Source organism: Staphylococcus casei, assembly GCF_030294405.1.
GTDB lineage: Bacteria > Bacillota > Bacilli > Staphylococcales > Staphylococcaceae > Staphylococcus > Staphylococcus succinus.
Genome location: NZ_CP125721.1, coordinates 13,395 through 31,460, shown reverse-complemented (window position 1 = coordinate 31,460; position 18,066 = coordinate 13,395). Strand labels below are relative to the sequence as shown.

Sequence of the window (18,066 nt, the reverse complement as noted above, 5' to 3'; positions counted from 1 at the left end):
CTTTACTTGATATATGAGAATATTTTCGCCTAATAAAATGAAAATTATCAACGCTTGCTATATATAGTAAATTTAGATAAAATAACTATATCAAAATGATATAGTGGGTGGCGAAATTGAATTCTAATAAATATATTATCTTAGGACTATTATCTCAAAGTTCAAAGAGTGGGTATGAAATTAAAAAAGTCATTGATGAAAATTTTAATTTCTACTGGAAAATTGGATATAATCAAATTTATCCTTATCTACAAGACTTAAAGTACAGTGGTTTAGTAAAAGTAAATAATAAAAAAAGTGATAAAGGACCTAATCAAAATATTTACATATTAACTGATAAAGGTTTAGAAATATTTCTAAATTGGCTCAATACTGAAATTAAAAAATGGCCAACTTTTAAGAATGAAGTTTTGGTTAAGCTAAATTTCGGTTCTATATTAGATAAAAATGAAAATATTAAATTAATTGAGGATTATAAAAAAGTTATCACCAAACGTTTAAATATAATAAAAACAATTCAACTCAATATACAAAAGTATTGGAAAAATCATGAGAATTTTATTTTCTGGGATATGATTATTGATTATGGCATTAATATTAGTTTAGCTGAACTTAATTGGTGTAAAAAATCTATTAAAAGAATTGAGGGATGTTTATGATTACATTGATAATATACATAATTGGTGGCGTTATTGGTTTATTAATTTATTTTATATTTGGAGGAAACTCATTGATATATTCTTTTGCACAGTTTTCAATTTTTCTTTCTTTTCTATATACTTTTATCGGAAGGTTACTACCAAATGTTAGATATAGTTTGGTTCAAATGGTTCCATCAAAACTTCCATTTCCAACTTTCATTGTGTATTCAACTGGATTACTAGAATTAGTGATTGCTATTGGAATACTATTTGAACAGACACAAAGTTTTTCAAGTATTATAGGAATTATATTATGCATTTCTTTATTCCCTGCTAATGTGAAAGCTTATAAGGAAGGTGTAAGATTAAATGGAAATGAACCGACAAACGTTTGGTTAAGGTTAATAATACAAATTTTATTTATACTTTCATTTGTAATTATACTGAGAGGATAGTCATGAAAAAACTACTATTATGTTTATTAATACCTACGTTGTTTCTAAATAAATTTGTTATGAATATTAATATTACCTTTAGTAAAAAAAGAGTGTGCAGAAAATAACCATTTTCTGTACACTCTTCTTTTATGTCTAAATAAGTAAGAATTACATAGGATTATGTGTTCAAAAACCCAACAAAAAATCTATGTTCATAAAAGACCTTGTAATTAAGTTGTGGTACACTAAAGGTGTATATAGGAGGTTTGTATTTTGAAAATAGGTTATGCAAGAGTTTCAACTGGATTACAAAATTTAAATTTACAGGAGGATCGATTAAATACATATGGTTGTGAAAAGATATTTAATGACCATATGAGTGGTTCAAAAAGTAAAAGACCTGGTTTAGATAAAGCAATTGAATTTGCGAGGTCAGGAGATACGATTGTTGTTTGGAGATTAGATAGATTGGGACGTAATATGGAGGATTTAATCACATTAGTTAATGAACTTAACGAACGAGGTGTAAGTTTCCATAGTTTAGAAGAAAATATAACAATGGATAAATCAAGTTCAACTGGACAATTATTATTTCATTTATTCGCAGCATTTGCAGAATTTGAACGTAATTTAATTTTAGAGCGTTCTTCAGCTGGCCGAATTGCAGCACGTGCTAGAGGCCGATATGGAGGCAGACCCGAAAAATTAAATCAAAAAGATTTAAACTTACTTAAGACACTTTATGATAATGGCACGCCAATTAAGACAATTGCAGAACAGTGGCGTGTTTCACGTACAACAATTTATCGTTACCTCAATAAATTGGAGGACAAGGAAGATGAAAAACAAGGAGAAGTATCTAACTAATTTTTCTGAAGCCAAACGTAAAAAAGCTACTCAAAAGTACAATATTATAAAACCTTTTATCCTAGGCGAACAATCTTTATCAAGTATTTCTAAAAGTAAAGGGAATGCGTTAAGCACCCTTTATAGGTGGAATAAGTCATATAAAGAACAAGGACTTAAAGGACTAATCTATGCGACAAGAGCTGATAAAGGAACACGTAAAATAGAACCAAAGATAATTGATGAAATTGAACGCCTTGCGCTTATGAATAAAAGAAATAGTATTGCTACGATTCATAGGAAAATCGCTAATTATTGTATAGAGAATAATTTTGATAAACCAAGTTATAAACAAGTTTATAGTATTATTAAAGCAATGCCTAAGTCTGTTATTGATTTCTCTCACCAAGGTGAAAAATACTATCAAAATAAGTACGATTTAATACAAATAAGAGAATCCTCAAGACCCAATGAAATATGGCAAGCCGACCATACTTTGCTAGATATTTATATATTAGATCAAAAAGGTAATATCAATAGACCATGGCTAACCATTATTATGGATGACTATAGTCGTGCAATTGCAGGCTACTTTATAAGTTTTGATGCTCCTAATGCTCAAAACACAGCATTAACACTACACCAAGCAATATGGAATAAGAATGATACCAACTGGCCAGTGTGTGGTATACCCGAAAAATTCTATACAGATCACGGAAGTGACTTTACCTCAAATCACATGGAACAAGTCGCTATTGACTTGAAAATAAATTTGATGTTTTCAAAAGTTGGTGTCCCTCGTGGTCGCGGAAAAATAGAACGCTTTTTTCAGACAGTTAACCAAACTTTCCTAGAACAACTGCCTGGATATATAAACAATAATGATACTCCTAGTAATCTAATAGATTTTCACAATTTTGAAGAAAAATTACGTTACTTTTTAATTGAAGATTATAATCAAAAAGAACATAGTGCTATTCATACCACGCCTATCAGTCGTTGGAATAGTAATCACTTTTTCCCTAATATGCCAAGTAGCTTAGAACAACTTGATTTATTATTGTTGGAAATACCTAAATCTAGAAAAGTTCATTCAGATGGCGTTCATTTTCAAGGTTTTCGATACAGTAATACTAATCTAGCAGTTTATGTAGGTGAATATGTACTGATTCGTTATAACCCAAATGATATGGCTGAAATACGTGTGTTTTATAGAGATGAATTTCTTTGTACTGCTATATGTCCAGAAATAGCTGATTACTCCATAGATATAAAAGACATACAGCAAGCTCGTAGTCAGAGAAGAAAACACTTAAAACAAAATATTGCTAGTCCAAGTACCACGGAATTAATTAAGGAAGAAAAAAATTGTGGTTATTCACCTCAAGAAACGACTAAAAACGTCAAAAAATTAAAGAGGTATCGTAATGACTAAAAATCAGAATTTTATTGAAACGAAAGAGTATAAACGGTTTGCTGAATTTTGTGATGCTTGTATTAAATATCAGTATATTGGTATATGTTATGGTCAACCTGGTGTCGGAAAAACTTTATCGTCTAGATATTACACAAATTGGGATACTATTGAAAAACAAGTTAACCATAGAGGTTGGGAAGATTTAGCTAGTAAAACGACCGATGATATACTATCGGTGGATAAAATATTTTATACTGCACCAGCAGAAAAACAAACTAAATTAAGAAATGATTTATATAGTATTACTGCAAGCATTGATTTGGGGCAAAAATTACATGTTGTAAATAAGTATGGACATGAACATAGTAAACATTATAGTGATATGTTTAAATATATTGATTTAATTATAGTAGATGAGATTGATCGTCTTAAAGTGCAACATTTAGAGCAATTAAGAGCTATTTATGATGAACATAATTTAGCAATGATATTTATTGGTATGCCAGGTATTGAGAAGAAATTATCTCGTTATCCTCAATTATATTCGCGCATAGGTTTTGCGCATGAATTTGATAATCTAAGCAAAGATGAAACGCATCATATATTAGAATATAAGTGGCAAGATTTAGGATTTGATTTAAAACTCGAAGATTTTACTGATTATGAGGCAATAACAACGATTATTAAAATTACAAAAGGGAATTTTAGGCTGATTCATCGTTTATTTGCGCAGATAGATAGAATTATGGATATAAATGGTTTAGATAAAATAAGTACAGAAGTCGTAGAAACAGCTAGAGACAGTTTAGTTATAGGTATTCGATAATAGAAAAAGCAACGCATTTTAATATAGTGCGTTGCTTTTCTCATTTATTAGGTGAAGTCATTCTCATATATCAAGTAAAGTGACATAGGAGGTTTTTCTTGGATATTTAAGTCTATAAACTTGTGCTATAATCAATGTATCATAAATATCAAAAATCATGAGTTTTTAGACGATGAGAGACGCGTTTATTTGCATCGAGAATTAGATTTCGTTAATAAGTACCCATAAAACGATTAAAAGAGGTGGTATTCAAATGGCTAAAATTGGTTATGCACGTGTATCAACACAAGATCAAAGTCTTGATGGACAGATTGATACACTTGAGGAATATGGTTGTGAACGTATCTTTAGCGAGAAAGCGAGTGGCCGTAAAACGAATAGAACAGAACTTGATAAATGCTTAGATTATTTACGTGAGGGAGATATTCTAGTGATTTATAAACTAGATCGTCTTGGTCGAACAACCAAGCAATTAATTGAGTTATCTCAATGGTTAGATGATAATAGTATTGATTTACATATTATAGATATGAACGTATCAACCAAAGATGCGATGGGCAAGATGTTCTTTACTATGATGAGTGCATTTGCAGAGCTGGAAGCTAACTTATTAAGTGAGCGTACTAAAAAAGGCTTAGAAGCTGCACGAGCAAGAGGACGCAAAGGTGGACGGCCTTCATTACCTGACCACAAAAAACGTGAGATTAAATTCTTATATGATGAACAAAAGCTTACAGGTGAAGAGATTGCTGAACAAACAGGCGTAAGTCGTTCTACTGTTTATCGTATTATAAAATAGGAAATTGTTACATAGGGGGTGAACTATATAACAATTTACAATCTAATAAATTTATAATTTCAGAAAAAAATGGGGGAAGAAATGGAAATAAAATGGGGCAAGCGAATTAAAATTGGTATAAAAAATTCAAACAAAGAATACACCTTTCATTCAATCGATTTTACAGATGAAAATTGGGACTCATTTTTAGTTGATATCGGTAAGATAACTGATCATGAAATAAATTTTATTTATATTAACGCTAAAGATAACCAAACCTATATAAAAGAAGAATCAATAGCATATGTTGAAATCACAAATAGATATGGTATGAAAAAAGAGGAATAAAATAATCTCTAATGAGTCGCCAAACTATATGCTAGGTAGTCACTTTTGAGGACATATTATTTAATACTAAACTAATTATTGTAATAACCATGAACATTTCATAATCAGATATATTACTTCTTTCTTAGAGTTGCTACTAAGTTTTTACTACCTTAATAGCAACTCTTATTTGCGGGGATATAAATGTTAAATACACGTTAGAATTTACTATATTTTTGCATTCTAATCCTCTATGATGTTATAATGTATTTAACAAGGAATCTAACATGAATACACCAATCCCCTCACTATTTGCGGTAGTGAGGGGATTTTTTAGGTGTGGCTATTGTCGCCTATTTGTCTTCGCGATTACGCAGCCAATGCGTAAATAACGCAATAATACAACCACTGATGACTGTGGTCGTGATGTGAACAAGGATTTCCAACATGAATAGCACCTCCTCTCTACGTCAACTTGACGCCTGAGAGATAGGCGACTCCATTATTATACCATCTGTAAACACGTAAGCATATCGCTTTTCTATAAGTTAAATTACATAAAAACCAACCTATAGTCCATTATAACCTGCGATTTTACGTACGCATTCAAGTACGTTATAATATAAAATAAAGAAAGGACGTGACTAATAATGAATATTAAAACGCCTACCAATGCTAGAAAAGAATTCTATGAATTACTTAAACAAGTTAATGAGAGCCACGAACCCGTTATTATAAGCAGTTCTAAGAGTGAAAATAACGCCGTAATCATAAGCCAAAAAGATTGGGATAGTATTCAAGAAACATTATATCTTGAAACAACAGGTACTATGGATAAAGTACGAGAACGTGAAAAGGATAACAGTGGTTACGCTAATATTGATGATTTAGACTGGGATAATCTCTAAATGGATAATTACAGTATTGCTATTAAAAATTCAGCAAAATCTGATTTAAAGAAAATTAAACAATCACAGTTGAAAACACAATTCTTAAAAATTGTAGACACGTTAAAAGAAGACCCTTATTTTCCGAGCCAATCTTTTGAAAAGTTGCAACCTAAACACTTAGAGCGCTATTCAAGAAGAATAAACCATCAACATAGAGTTGTTTACACAGTTGATGAAGATGATAAGAACGTTTTTATCCTTTCTGCATGGTCACATTATGAATAAAAGCAGCTAATTTTTAGTTATGAGTTATATATTAAAATAGCATATGGGCATTTACGTAATATAATATTATTATTGATTTGTATAGAAAAAGGACAACATGCGCTAACATGTTGCTAAATGAGCCCGTTCGAAAGACGGTAGCCTTATTATTTATCTAAAAATAACCATTAACCGGCTAAAGTTGGATGGTTATTTTTTTTGGTCTTTATTACTAAATAATCACTAGTAAATAATAAATCGAAATTTAAGATATGAAAGATTAATTAATCATATTGATGTATTTGATTATATATCATTACTAAATTGGTTGGATAAAATAAATATAACAGAACCACATGCTATAATCGGAAAAATAAAAAGTGGTTTCAATTCATATATGAGTGTTAATTTTAAAAATGATGCAGTAAAACAAATGAAACGGATTGATGAAATTATTTAGGGAACTATTAATATAGTTCTCTTTTACCTACAAGTGATATAAAAGATGCAGTAAGTTAATAAAGTATATTTCAAATATCTTTAGAGGAATTTATATTATGTATAGATTCCTCTTTTTTATAACATTTAATTAGTATTTCAAAAACTAAATCTCCTGCATTAACTTATAACTAAGTTTAATTGTATTTAATAAATCAAAAATAAAAATGTAGTTATTTGATTTATTAAAGTATATCTAACGTCCCTAATTAGCGTCACATTTTATATACATTAATTGGTTGTTTATTAATAAACGAACTCAATTAAGATGATTAAAGTTTATTAATATAAAACTTATAACATTATATTAACGGTAATTAATAGAACAACTTATATTGTTTATTCTTACCTATTAATTATATCAGCGACTCCTTTTAGACTCCCTGATAACAGGATAAGGAGGAACAATGCCATGGCCATGGCACCCAGCATAGCTGGGGTTCTCTAAACTTATCCTTTAACACTATAAATACTGATGTGATAGTGTTTATATAATAATTTATAACACGATAACAATTGATTCTGTGTATTTTTACATGGCATTTTTATGAGAATTTACCGAACGGCATATCCCTTGTCCCCCAAGAGGTTTAAAAACGAGGACTCTTTAGAGTCGTTATAGACTCCCTAAAGGAGTCTGGATTTTATGTATTTTATTTAAATTAACGACTATTTGTGAAATACTTAACATGTATTATTTACATAATTTATTCGTCTTAAATTAACCTTTGGAATTATTTTTATGCAGTAACTTATGTTTATACATTAACGGTACCAGAATAAAAAAGTGTTCAGTTAAATATTTTAACTGAACACTTAATGCTTAAATAAATGTATTTATATCTTCATTTATTTGATTATCTTTATTGTTATTGTCATTAGTTATTGATTTGTTTGTATCATCTTCATTGATTAATTGTTTTATGAATTGAGCATTTTCTCAATAGTTTATTGTGATAGATAATCTTCTTTATCTAATATAAAGTTTGAATTTTCATCAATTTTAACTTCTCCATAATTTAATTCTTCAAAGTTAATGTTTTTATATAACTGATTTAGTTTCTTTTATATGCCTTCTATGTTGTTTAATTTTTCTAGGCACTACCATAATAAAAGTGGTCCTTCCTATTTTGGTTTGTCATTTGATCTGATTCCAGTATTACTACTTATTGATGATAATTCATAAATTTTATCAGTACTAAAATGATTAAGTTGTTTTTGCTGAGCTTTTAGTCCTTCTTGAATATCATTTTCTTATTCTATTTCACTATATAATTTTACACATCTACAGTATCGTTTCTTATATTTTCAATATCAGTATTTGAAATGTCTGTACTTTCACTTGGTGCGTTATCTAAATCAGTCATTGAAATAGAATTACTAGCTCTTTTTTCGTCATCCTCATCTAAAATAATCGAATTTATAACTAGGGAAAATTACAGAATTTAGTGAATGAGAAAGCCCATGGTTTTAACCGTAGGGATGAGAACGAAAATTTCAAAATGTAATATAACTTATATTCGTATGTTTTATATCTTTGAAAAATTAAATCAGTTTTCAAAAAAGGATTTTATAGCATCCCTAATATCTTCTTTAAGCTTTTCATCATTTTTATATCCATTCAAATTAATATATTCCGCATCCTCTTGTACATACTGTAAGAACTGCTTAAACGTATCAATATAAGTTTTATAATGTTCACATTGTGCTTCTAAAAGCTCAACATCTTCTTTTGGTACGCTTGTCTCTAAAGCCATTTCAAGTTTTTGTTTTTCTTTTTTTAACTGTTCAGTATGCTCATCTGTGTTATAGACAACTGTAGGTTTGATACGATTACCTAAAGCCACAAGCCGTGTATAAGCTGTTGGATTTAAATCTCTATCTTCTGCTAATGCTTTTACCTTTTTATATTCTTCTTCAGTCAAATTAATATTGATTGTTTTAGCTTTTCTATGACTTTTATCGGTCATTTTTGACCCCCTCCATAACTAAGTAATTACTCATTTATTCATCCGATAATATGGTTAGTAATCACTCAATATTTTTACAAAAAATAAACTAAGTAAATACTCATCTATTTTAACAAGTTTTTGACTTAGCAATTACTTAGTTTTATCGTATCATATTTAACTTAGTAATTACTAATTAGTTATGTACTGAAATATTGATTAATTTTGGATGAACATAAGGAATCCTTCGGGGAATCTTTAGGGATTCTAAAGATTCCCTGTTATGAGATCCCTTGCGCCCCAAAGGATAGAAGAACAACTATTTTCCAAAGAAAATGCCATGTAGAATTTCATGGATTCCTTTGTGTCCGTTTTTAAATATGATCCATAAATACTGCAATATCAGTATTTAGATCCTTTAAGGATAAGTTTAGAGAACCCCAGCTATGCTGGGTGCCATGGCAATGGCATTGTTCCTCCTTATCCTGTTAAGTTAGAATCTCAAAAGAAGTTATAAGAGAAGATAACCTAATATAAATAGAATGAATAAGTATTAAAATTAATTTGATTCGTCTCATTTAAACCATATATTTAAGTGATTAATTTTTAGTATTTTAAAATTATTCCACGACGTTTAAGAATCTATTAATAAAACAATCCTTCAATAACTCTAAAGAAAATATTGCACAACGAGTAACTTTAGCTATAATTTTTTCTAATAATAATTTCCCTTTTCATTTTTTATTTTATGATTTATTGAATCAATTTAATTTGAAATTAAGGACTAATAATTTCAAAGCACACATTAATTATCCCTCATTCCCAAATTGAATCTTTAAAATAAAAAGTCTATATCCATGATTTTTCAAAATCATTTTTATATCTTTTACCAGAAATTCAAGTTTCAAAATTACTCTTCCACCCAATTCAGTTTCTGTGGATCGGCTACACTTAACTAGACAAATTTTATAATCTGATTGATCTAATTTAAATTTTTCAGTTCTCTCTTCAACATATTTTACTAAATATTTATAATCGTTGTAATCCACTGTAAAAAAACTAACATTTTGTTAGATTTCTTTATTTGTTTGAAAATATTTGATTTTCTTATTTGGATAAAAATTTTTAATTACTTTAATTTCTTCTTTTTCCATTATACTTCTAATGATTCTTGGAATCACAAACCAACCTAAGATAAACGAAAAGCACCAAAGTAACAAGCAAATTCCATATCTTATAAGAACATAAATATAACTTTGTTTAACAACCATTTTAGTCGTTTCATGTCTTTTATCCTCGTTAGTATATATTTTATCTTCAGTTATATTTAAGGTACGACCTCTTGTCTTTAAATGTGTAAACCTAATATATTTATTCATAGGTGTCTCATCATATTTTTTTTGGACAGTTTTAATATTACTTAAGCTGGTCTTTATAAATCCTTCGCTTGTTGGAAATATTACGTTCATATAATCAATGTTCATACACCACATCTTAACCCATGGATAAAAACGAATGTTTAAATAAATATAAAGCGTAATAATAGGGAAAGTAAATATCATTTTTATAATTATTTGAGGTATTATATAACTACTTTCTAATCCACTGGTTAATGTATTAAAAATTGGTGATATCAAGTTAATGTAGTATAAATATAAACCCAAAACTATACTTAAAGGCTTAAAATATGCTTTTAAAACTAAACTCCCAGATTGTGTCCAAACTCCTAAATCTTCAAAATCTTTATAATTATCATCTTTATAATTATTAGGATCATAATTAGTGCCAGTGAGCTTACTTATAACAAAACTCGCTCTTTGTCTAGTTTTACCTACATCTATAACTAGGTTTATTATTATAGGAAAGACAATAAATCCAAAAATCAAAGCTATTGCTGTACCATATAAATCCGAATTATCTCTTGTAATTTCCCCTTGGAAATCTTTTGTGCCTATCCAATAATTCAAAAGTGAAACTCCCGCAAAAATTATTGATATTATAGCAACTATTATTTTAATTAAAATTGAAATAATTTTTTTCATTTTTATAATTCCTTCCTAAATAACTTACATGTATTATAACAATAATATTAATTTGAATACATGAAATAATAATTCTATTATCATTTATATCAGATCTATTATATATATATTATTAAACCAGTTTTCTTAATTACAAAATTAAATCCTTACTTCTATTTAAGCCTATGGTGCTAGTATAAAAATCAGAAAACCTTTATATATCCTTGTACATCATATTAACTTAAAAGAAGCAGGCGACTATTTCTCCGCCTGCTTCTTTTTTTACAACTTGTATTGAGTATAACCATATACCTTACCATCTAATATTTTTCTTCAATCTTTTGGTAACTTATCAAATTTAATATTCGATTTATCTAATATGGTTATTCATTTCGTACGTAGTTTCGTTACTACTTTTCTTTTACGTTTTTATCATCTGGTTGATCTAAATTAAACTTTTCAGTTTTATCTCCAACTTCTGTTACTAGATACATATAATCATCGTAATTGACATAACTACTATCATCCTCTACGTAATCTATGTTACCTATACCAGCTACTTTTGTATCATATATTTCAGTAGGAGATACTACATTAGTAAAATACTCTCCATATTCTTTTGGATTTGCTGATTTTTTACTATCAATATATTTCCCACTGTATACTCCTTCAAACCCATGAGGTTCAACATTTATAAATTCTTCTTTAGTATTATTTCCTGTTTCATCAGTTGAAACTTCTATAACTAGATTTTGTGATGTTGGTTTTTTATAATTAGTGTTTTCTACTTTTTTAATAGATTTTTTTAAACTTTTAATATTATTTTCGTAATGCTCTCTCATTGTAGTTGTGTTCGATTCCGCTACAGTATGCTCACTATTACCATTTTCTATAGCAGTTTTTAAATTTTTTTCTGTATCTTTTAGTTTATCTTTTAAGGCAGATAGCGAGGTAGATTTGTCATCCTCGAAGTGCTTTTTGTCACTTTTTTTTATGTACTTAATTTTCTCGTCATCACTCATTTTAGTTAATTTACCTAAATTATCATCGTTACTGTTATAAACTGTTATTTTGCCGTTTTTACTTATTATATATTGCAAGATATCAGAATTTTTTCCTATACTAGGACTATCATCAGAATTAACAGTAACAACATAAGATATTGTTTCTTTCTTATCATTCATAACGTCACTGAATTTAACTTCTTTCTCATCAGTTGCTTTGCCACAACCAGCTAATGCAAACACCATTACTACTATCACAGTTAATATTTTTTTCATTTAATTACCCACCTTATCAATATACCAAGCTATGTTGAACTAAAATTTTTATTCTACTTTTTTAAACTTCATATCATCTATAATGAGCTTATCATCTTTGTAATCAACTTTAGCTTTATCCCCGTCAATGTTAGCTTTTAATTCCCCATCTTTATTTTCTTCAATTTTTCCTTTTAAAGTTATACCACTTTGATTTACTTCAAGTATATTATCCTTAATTTCAACGTGATAACCTTCATTTTTAGTATCTTCCCAATTACCTTGTATCTGATCTTTTTTGTTCCCACAAGCAGTTAATATTATGCTAGTTAATAATATGGGAATTAATATTTTTTTCATTACTTTACCTCCTGTTATAACATATTTAAACTAAAAAATTTTAACACAATAATATGTTATCATGTTTTTTGTTTATATCTCAAATTTATTTCTAATTTTACAAATTGAGTGTGTGTTGACTACTTCTTCTATTTGTACACCTTTGTATACTCTTGTACACCTCGTACTTTTAAAAGAAGCAGACGACTACGCCTGCTTATCATTTAGTGTCTTCTTTATAGTTAACGAGTAATAATAATATACCGTATGATGAACTTGTTAATAACGAGATTACTGTCATAGTTTCAACATCAAAAAAATTGTTATCCTCTTCAGATTCTATAGTTGATTCTATAGTTGATTTTATAGCTTTTTTGTATTGTTTGTTTTTCTTCGCATTACTATCATTAGAGTTGTTTATATTTTTATATTCAATTAATACACTCTTTACATCTTCTTTAGTCATATCCTTACTATCTAAAGATAATCCTATACCTAATAAAGTAACTAATAACATGATTAGAGTAATGACCAATTTAAGCCCGCTTTTAATTTGGTTCTGTTGCAAAGTAAAAAATATAGCTAACCACTAATTTATCATGTCAGTGTTCGCTTAACTTGCTAGCATGATACTAATTTCGTGGCATGGCGAAAATCCGTAGATTTGAAGAGACCTGCGGTTCTTTTTATATAGAGCGTAAATACATTCAATACCTTTTAAAGTATTCTTTGCTGTATTGATACTTTGATACCTTGTCTTTCTTACTTTAATATGACGGTGATCTTGCTCAATGAGGTTATTCAGATATTTCGATGTACAATGACAGTCAGGTTTAAGTTTAAAAGCTTTAATTACTTTAGCCATTGCTACCTTCGTTGAAGGTGCCTGATCTGTAATTACCTTTTGAGGTTTACCAAATTGTTTAATGAGACGTTTGATAAACGCATATGCTGAATGATTATCTCGTTGCTTACGCAACCAAATATCTAATGTATGTCCCTCTGCATCAATGGCACGATATAAATAGCTCCATTTTCCTTTTATTTTGATGTACGTCTCATCAATACGCCATTTGTAATAAGCTTTTTTATGCTTTTTCTTCCAAATTTGATACAAAATTGGGGCATATTCTTGAACCCAACGGTAGACCGTTGAATGATGAACGTTTACACCACGTTCCCTTAATATTTCAGATATATCACGATAACTCAATGCATATCTTAGATAGTAGCCAACGGCTACAGTGATAACATCCTTGTTAAATTGTTTATATCTGAAATAGTTCATACAGAAGTCTCCTTTTTGTTAAAATTATACTATAAATTCAACTTTGCAACAGAACCGAAATTGATCCAACCGAATATATCTATCAAATTTTTTATATTTGGAAACAAAAAGAGTATTTAGCTAGTGAACTTTATGACTTAACAGAACAAGAAAAAAGAGAAATCAATCACAAAATGATAGACGAAATCGAGGAAGAACAATAACAAAATATAAGTGCTAACAGCTGACCTCCCGATAACACCATGTAGTTATTGGGAGGTCAGCTGTTGAATTATGCACGAGTATTTTAAAAGTTATTGTGATGACGACGATAAACGATTATCAAAAGTATAATGTTAAAATGCTTTATTATACTAACGTTATATAAACATTATACTTTCGTTATACAAATTTTAACCCTGTTAGGAACTATAAAAAATCATGAAAATTTTAATTTGCATGCAACTGGGCAGTGTCTCAAAAATTCGACACTGGTTTTGCTCGAATTTTAGTTTGTGAAATTAAGATATATTTATTTGGCTCATATTTGCGTTTTAAAAGCTTATGTAGATTTTTAGGCATAAAACTATATGATTTACCCCTAAATCTTTAAAATGCCCCCTTAAAATTCAAAATAAAGGTATTTAAAATTTAAATAGTTCTTGTGATAAAGTTTGCTAAAAAGGAGTGATTCTATGGCTGCTATGTGGTTATCGATTATAGGTATGTGGTTTTGTATTGGAATGGCATTTTTTGCTATCAAAGTGAGTAAGAATAAAAAGTAGACCACGCATTTATGCCGAGAAAATTTATTGATGTTGAGAAGAACCCTTAACTAAACTTGCAGACGAATGTCGGCATAGCGTGAGCTATTAAGCCGACCATTCGACAAGTTTTGGGATTGTTAAGGGTTCCGAGGCTCAACGTCAATAAAGCAATTGGAATAAAGCAATATTTATTTAGTTGTTAATTTTGAAATTAGTAAAAATATTATCCAAAATGCTACTCCGAAGCTTATAAATATACCAAAAACTTTTAAATAGTCTAAAAAAACATTTAATTTAAACCATCCACTGAGAAGTAAAATTGGATAGATTGTAACAAGCATTAGAACGAAATGAACAATGGTTTTTTGTTTCAAATTTAGCGCATTAATTTCGTATATAAAAGAGCTTAATCCTAAAATTAATATTATAAGACTTGTAATAAATGTACCTTTTGCTTGGTAATTTTTTTCTTGTAGCAATAGAATTAAGGAAATAAAACTCATTACAGCAAAGGGAATTATAGCTCTATAAAAAATTTGTAGAATCATAAAATCAACTCCGTTTTTTTGTTTTTTTTAAAACGAGTGAAACGAGTTTCAAATACCTTTTAAATCTCCGCCTTATTCTTATTAATCTTAATCGCTTTAATAAATAAATAAACAGCATTTATTCCCATCAAAATAACATATGGAATGAATATGTATAAATTTTCCGAACCAGATATAAAAACTAATCCAATTAAAAAGAAAATATTTAAAATAGTTGCTATAATGTAGCCTTTATCTAACACTGTGTTTCTATTCAAAAAAATCACTCCTCTTTATTTTTTATGTTACTAAACATAATTGCTTTATTCCAATTGCTTTATTGACGTTGAGCCTCGGAACCCTTAACAATCCCAAAACTTGTCGAATGGTCGGCTTAATAGCTCACGCTATGCCGACATTCGTCTGCAAGTTTAGTTAAGGGTTCTTCTCAACATCAATAAATTTTCTCGGCATAAATGCGTTTCCTAATCACAATATGCTTTTGTACCTTGATGAAAATATAGTTTCCAATCTTTTTCATAAAAAAACCATATTGAACTTCTAACACTTTTAGAATTAGAAGTTTTATCTAATAGAATATATTTACATAACTTAGTTTGAGTAGATAAATCAACAACAACAAAATCCTCAATTTCATAAATATTAGAATCTAAATCAGTATTACAAAAATCTCCTTTTTTAAACTTCTTACCTGATTGACCAAATTCTTCAAAATCAGGATGAAGAATTTCTAAAAAATTTCCGTTCTTACGATTTTCGGAATCCAAATGAAAATATTCATATTCAATCATAAACAGACACCCTTTGGTTCTGTTGCAAAGTAAAAAAATATAGCTAACCACTAATTTATCATGTCAGTGTTCGCTTAACTTGCTAGCATGATGCTAATTTCGTGGCATGGCGAAAATCCGTAGATCTGAAGAGACCTGCGGTTCTTTTTATATAGAGCGTAAATACATTCAATACCTTTTAAAGTATTCTTTGCTGTATTGATACTTTGATACCTTGTCTTTCTTACTTTAATATGACGGTGATCTTGCTCAATGAGGTTATTCAGATATTTCGATGTACAATGACAGTCAGGTTTAAGTTTAAAAGCTTTAATTACTTTAGCCATTGCTACCTTCGTTGAAGGTGCCTGATCTGTAATTACCTTTTGAGGTTTACCAAATTGTTTAATGAGACGTTTGATAAACGCATATGCTGAATGATTATCTCGTTGCTTACGCAACCAAATATCTAATGTATGTCCCTCTGCATCAATGGCACGATATAAATAGCTCCATTTTCCTTTTATTTTGATGTACGTCTCATCAATACGCCATTTGTAATAAGCTTTTTTATGCTTTTTCTTCCAAATTCGATATAAAATTGGGGCATATTCTTGAACCCAACGGTAGACCGTTGAATGATGAACGTTTACACCACGTTCCCTTAATATTTCAGATATATCACGATAACTCAATGCATATCTTAGATAGTAGCCAACGGCTACAGTGATAACATCCTTGTTAAATTGTTTATATCTGAAATAGTTCATACAGAAGTCTCCTTTTTGTTAAAATTATACTATAAATTCAACTTTGCAACAGAACCAATAAAAACCTTTAACAAGACACATTAGTCATCAAAATTTTTATCAACATTTATTTAGGAAAAACACTAAATAGAGTGCTTTCGCTTATCATCTCTTATTTTATTTATATTTTCTTGTGTATATTACCTTTTAAATCACTACACCTAATAAGGTGTGGGGTTATTTTTATATCCAGAAATTAAAAGCCCTAACTACAAATAGTAGTTAGGGCTTTGGAAGCAATATTATACAAAATGACAAGAGAATATGTTTTGATTGGACTATTAATTCTCTAATTTCACTCTAGCACATGATAGTGCAGAGAAACATTATTGATTATCATAATTATTTTTTATTTTGCTACGTTAGGTATGATTCTACCGCACTCACTTTGTTCGTTTGCTACAGCATGAATATAAAGGTCGAACTAAAGATTCTGACCTATATTCACGCTAAAAATCCCCTCAAAACCAATATAACTAATTTTAATTATTCTTTATTCTTGAGGTAAATGAATGAAATTGGTCGTATAAGCAATCGAGTGTTTAGGAATGAGCGTACGTTTCTCTAATTCATTATCTTTTGGATCTTTGATGCCATCGCTTTTCACTAATAATATTTCGTACGTATATTCTTTAACAATATACCCCGTAAATGATTCTCCATTATTTAAAACAACTTTTACCTTTTTATGATCAAAGAAAGCATACGCTTGTTTTGGATAATCATAGTTTTTGTAATGTTTTAGCCTCGCTTTTTGTTTATTATTCATCATTTTATCCCCCCTTTATATTAAGAATTTAATAATTGTCCTTTCTTTGCTATATTGCTAGCAGCTACAATATCATTGTTTTGATGTATGAATCCACATTTTGTACACTTAAACTTATTTTTATTAGTTCTGTTGTACTGATTTCTATCATGGCATATTGGACATTCAATAGACGTGAAACTTTCATCAACGATCAGTATTTCGTCACTTTCATTTTTTCGCTGCTTAATCGCAAAATAAGTTAAGTCAAATACCAAACTAGGAAAAGATAAATGACTTGAACCATGATCATCTAATGCAAAGACGGTTTGAAAACGATTGGACGTTTGTTCTAACATTTCGTTAACAACTTGATTGATATGGCTTTTAAGTCCTGTTTTCAGTTTAGAATAAGCTTCGCTCTTATCATATTGCTTATTAGCAATACGTCTCTCGTATTTTCTAAAAAGATGGAAGAGCGTGTTATGTTTATCAACAAAAACAAAAGATCGGTCTATATTTGACGCTGTTAAGTAATGGTATTTGCCTAAATCGATACCGATAATATGAGATTTTTCTTGTTTTATATAATCGTTAATCGCTTTGATATACTTATATTTGCAGTTCTCTAGCTTTTCACTAACGAAAAATTCATAGCCTATCAT

The 18,066-nt window shown here is 29.0% G+C and carries 22 protein-coding genes and 2 pseudogenes; 11 read left to right on the top strand and 13 right to left on the bottom strand.

Annotated features, from left to right (window positions below; all coding sequences use genetic code 11):
* Positions 1-116 precede the first annotated feature (116 nt).
* The 7 genes from QMO72_RS13930 (at position 117) to QMO72_RS13900 (ending at position 5,293) form a co-directional block, all read left to right on the top strand.
* Positions 117-659 carry a PadR family transcriptional regulator gene (locus QMO72_RS13930; RefSeq protein ID WP_285322612.1) on the top strand — a complete coding sequence of 181 codons (543 nt, stop codon included), beginning with the start codon at positions 117-119 and terminating at the stop codon, positions 657-659.
* Positions 656-1,096, top strand: coding sequence for a DoxX family protein (locus QMO72_RS13925; protein ID WP_103267853.1), 441 nt, complete (start codon positions 656-658; stop codon positions 1,094-1,096). Before QMO72_RS13930 ends, QMO72_RS13925 begins: the two co-directional genes overlap by 4 nt.
* Before the next feature lie 255 nt (positions 1,097-1,351).
* Positions 1,352-1,945 (top strand): recombinase family protein, encoded by a 594-nt coding sequence (locus QMO72_RS13920; protein ID WP_103267852.1) that lies wholly within the window; start codon positions 1,352-1,354, stop codon positions 1,943-1,945.
* Entirely contained in the window at positions 1,917-3,359 is a 1,443-nt protein-coding gene (locus tag QMO72_RS13915; protein WP_103267851.1) for a TnsB C-terminal domain-containing protein, read from the top strand. The genes QMO72_RS13920 and QMO72_RS13915 overlap by 29 nt, the downstream gene beginning before the upstream one ends.
* The gene (locus QMO72_RS13910; RefSeq protein WP_000164962.1) at positions 3,352-4,167 is read left to right on the top strand and encodes an AAA family ATPase; all 816 of its coding nucleotides are present in this window, start codon (positions 3,352-3,354) and stop codon (positions 4,165-4,167) included. Before QMO72_RS13915 ends, QMO72_RS13910 begins: the two co-directional genes overlap by 8 nt.
* 253 nt (positions 4,168-4,420) lie before the next feature.
* Positions 4,421-4,966 carry a recombinase family protein gene (locus tag QMO72_RS13905; RefSeq protein ID WP_103267661.1) on the top strand — a complete coding sequence of 182 codons (546 nt, stop codon included), beginning with the start codon at positions 4,421-4,423 and terminating at the stop codon, positions 4,964-4,966.
* A gap of 81 nt (positions 4,967-5,047) precedes the next feature.
* Positions 5,048-5,293 carry a DUF3107 family protein gene (locus tag QMO72_RS13900; RefSeq protein WP_069855825.1) on the top strand — a complete coding sequence of 82 codons (246 nt, stop codon included), beginning with the start codon at positions 5,048-5,050 and terminating at the stop codon, positions 5,291-5,293.
* Between the two features lie 332 nt (positions 5,294-5,625).
* Here QMO72_RS13900 and QMO72_RS13895 read toward each other — a convergent pair whose 3' ends face one another.
* Positions 5,626-5,721 (bottom strand): type I toxin-antitoxin system Fst family toxin, encoded by a 96-nt coding sequence (locus QMO72_RS13895; protein WP_107384574.1) that lies wholly within the window; start codon positions 5,719-5,721, stop codon positions 5,626-5,628.
* Positions 5,722-5,922: 201 nt separating this feature from the next.
* On the opposite strand from QMO72_RS13895, the gene QMO72_RS13890 reads away from it, so the two are divergent.
* The 3 genes and pseudogenes from QMO72_RS13890 to QMO72_RS14170 form a co-directional block, all read left to right on the top strand.
* Positions 5,923-6,180, top strand: a complete 258-nt coding sequence (locus QMO72_RS13890; RefSeq protein ID WP_069855823.1) for a type II toxin-antitoxin system Phd/YefM family antitoxin — start codon at positions 5,923-5,925, stop codon at positions 6,178-6,180.
* Positions 6,181-6,447, top strand: coding sequence for a Txe/YoeB family addiction module toxin (locus QMO72_RS13885; protein ID WP_103267660.1), 267 nt, complete (start codon positions 6,181-6,183; stop codon positions 6,445-6,447).
* Positions 6,448-6,528: 81 nt separating this feature from the next.
* Positions 6,529-6,605, top strand: a pseudogene (locus QMO72_RS14170) (hypothetical protein); the annotation flags it as partial.
* A gap of 1,869 nt (positions 6,606-8,474) precedes the next feature.
* Here the strand turns inward: QMO72_RS14170 and QMO72_RS13880 are convergent.
* From QMO72_RS13880 to QMO72_RS13855, 6 genes are all read right to left on the bottom strand, one after another.
* Complete coding sequence (locus QMO72_RS13880; protein ID WP_069821421.1) at positions 8,475-8,894, bottom strand: plasmid mobilization protein; 420 nt, start codon at positions 8,892-8,894, stop codon at positions 8,475-8,477.
* Between the two features lie 1,049 nt (positions 8,895-9,943).
* Positions 9,944-10,915 (bottom strand): hypothetical protein, encoded by a 972-nt coding sequence (locus tag QMO72_RS13875; protein WP_103267658.1) that lies wholly within the window; start codon positions 10,913-10,915, stop codon positions 9,944-9,946.
* 389 nt (positions 10,916-11,304) lie between these two features.
* Positions 11,305-12,174, bottom strand: a complete 870-nt coding sequence (locus QMO72_RS13870; protein WP_103267657.1) for a hypothetical protein — start codon at positions 12,172-12,174, stop codon at positions 11,305-11,307.
* Positions 12,175-12,222: 48 nt separating this feature from the next.
* The gene (locus QMO72_RS13865) at positions 12,223-12,513 is read right to left on the bottom strand and encodes a hypothetical protein (RefSeq protein WP_103267656.1); all 291 of its coding nucleotides are present in this window, start codon (positions 12,511-12,513) and stop codon (positions 12,223-12,225) included.
* Between the two features lie 199 nt (positions 12,514-12,712).
* Entirely contained in the window at positions 12,713-13,027 is a 315-nt protein-coding gene (locus tag QMO72_RS13860; RefSeq protein WP_103267655.1) for a hypothetical protein, read from the bottom strand.
* A gap of 78 nt (positions 13,028-13,105) precedes the next feature.
* Positions 13,106-13,780, bottom strand: coding sequence for an IS6-like element IS257 family transposase (locus QMO72_RS13855; RefSeq protein ID WP_001105987.1), 675 nt, complete (start codon positions 13,778-13,780; stop codon positions 13,106-13,108).
* 56 nt (positions 13,781-13,836) lie between these two features.
* Between QMO72_RS13855 and QMO72_RS13850 the strand changes: the two are divergent.
* Positions 13,837-13,983, top strand: a pseudogene (locus QMO72_RS13850) (protein rep); the annotation flags it as partial.
* Between the two features lie 731 nt (positions 13,984-14,714).
* Here QMO72_RS13850 and QMO72_RS13845 read toward each other — a convergent pair.
* The 6 genes from QMO72_RS13845 to QMO72_RS13820 all read right to left on the bottom strand — a co-directional run bounded on the left by QMO72_RS13845 (position 14,715) and on the right by QMO72_RS13820 (position 18,066).
* Positions 14,715-15,074: a DUF3021 family protein gene (locus QMO72_RS13845; RefSeq protein WP_103268064.1), complete on the bottom strand. Its 360-nt coding sequence runs from the start codon at positions 15,072-15,074 to the stop codon at positions 14,715-14,717.
* A 59-nt stretch (positions 15,075-15,133) separates the two neighbouring features.
* Positions 15,134-15,331 carry a hypothetical protein gene (locus tag QMO72_RS13840; protein ID WP_103268065.1) on the bottom strand — a complete coding sequence of 66 codons (198 nt, stop codon included), beginning with the start codon at positions 15,329-15,331 and terminating at the stop codon, positions 15,134-15,136.
* 207 nt (positions 15,332-15,538) lie between these two features.
* Entirely contained in the window at positions 15,539-15,865 is a 327-nt protein-coding gene (locus QMO72_RS13835; RefSeq protein WP_103268066.1) for a hypothetical protein, read from the bottom strand.
* Between the two features lie 74 nt (positions 15,866-15,939).
* Positions 15,940-16,614, bottom strand: a complete 675-nt coding sequence (locus QMO72_RS13830; protein WP_001105999.1) for an IS6-like element IS257 family transposase — start codon at positions 16,612-16,614, stop codon at positions 15,940-15,942.
* A gap of 532 nt (positions 16,615-17,146) precedes the next feature.
* Positions 17,147-17,425: a hypothetical protein gene (locus tag QMO72_RS13825; protein ID WP_002508705.1), complete on the bottom strand. Its 279-nt coding sequence runs from the start codon at positions 17,423-17,425 to the stop codon at positions 17,147-17,149.
* A gap of 17 nt (positions 17,426-17,442) precedes the next feature.
* Entirely contained in the window at positions 17,443-18,066 is a 624-nt protein-coding gene (locus QMO72_RS13820; protein WP_286093290.1) for a zinc ribbon domain-containing protein, read from the bottom strand.

Bases quoted from the DNA above. Each gene is read 5' to 3' on its own strand.
- QMO72_RS13925 (WP_103267853.1), top strand. From the start codon at position 656: ATGATTACATTGATAATATACATAATTGGTGGCGTTATTGGTTTATTA.
- QMO72_RS13915 (WP_103267851.1), top strand. From the start codon at position 1,917: ATGAAAAACAAGGAGAAGTATCTAACTAATTTTTCTGAAGCCAAACGT.
- QMO72_RS13910 (WP_000164962.1), top strand. From the start codon at position 3,352: ATGACTAAAAATCAGAATTTTATTGAAACGAAAGAGTATAAACGGTTT.
- QMO72_RS13905 (WP_103267661.1), top strand. From the start codon at position 4,421: ATGGCTAAAATTGGTTATGCACGTGTATCAACACAAGATCAAAGTCTT.
- QMO72_RS13900 (WP_069855825.1), top strand. From the start codon at position 5,048: ATGGAAATAAAATGGGGCAAGCGAATTAAAATTGGTATAAAAAATTCA.
- QMO72_RS13895 (WP_107384574.1), bottom strand. From the start codon at position 5,721: ATGTTGGAAATCCTTGTTCACATCACGACCACAGTCATCAGTGGTTGT.
- QMO72_RS13890 (WP_069855823.1), top strand. From the start codon at position 5,923: ATGAATATTAAAACGCCTACCAATGCTAGAAAAGAATTCTATGAATTA.
- QMO72_RS13885 (WP_103267660.1), top strand. From the start codon at position 6,181: ATGGATAATTACAGTATTGCTATTAAAAATTCAGCAAAATCTGATTTA.
- QMO72_RS13880 (WP_069821421.1), bottom strand. From the start codon at position 8,894: ATGACCGATAAAAGTCATAGAAAAGCTAAAACAATCAATATTAATTTG.
- QMO72_RS13875 (WP_103267658.1), bottom strand. From the start codon at position 10,915: ATGAAAAAAATTATTTCAATTTTAATTAAAATAATAGTTGCTATAATA.
- QMO72_RS13870 (WP_103267657.1), bottom strand. From the start codon at position 12,174: ATGAAAAAAATATTAACTGTGATAGTAGTAATGGTGTTTGCATTAGCT.
- QMO72_RS13865 (WP_103267656.1), bottom strand. From the start codon at position 12,513: ATGAAAAAAATATTAATTCCCATATTATTAACTAGCATAATATTAACT.
- QMO72_RS13855 (WP_001105987.1), bottom strand. From the start codon at position 13,780: ATGAACTATTTCAGATATAAACAATTTAACAAGGATGTTATCACTGTA.
- QMO72_RS13845 (WP_103268064.1), bottom strand. From the start codon at position 15,074: ATGATTCTACAAATTTTTTATAGAGCTATAATTCCCTTTGCTGTAATG.
- QMO72_RS13835 (WP_103268066.1), bottom strand. From the start codon at position 15,865: ATGATTGAATATGAATATTTTCATTTGGATTCCGAAAATCGTAAGAAC.
- QMO72_RS13830 (WP_001105999.1), bottom strand. From the start codon at position 16,614: ATGAACTATTTCAGATATAAACAATTTAACAAGGATGTTATCACTGTA.
- QMO72_RS13825 (WP_002508705.1), bottom strand. From the start codon at position 17,425: ATGATGAATAATAAACAAAAAGCGAGGCTAAAACATTACAAAAACTAT.
- QMO72_RS13820 (WP_286093290.1), bottom strand. From the start codon at position 18,066: ATGATAGGCTATGAATTTTTCGTTAGTGAAAAGCTAGAGAACTGCAAA.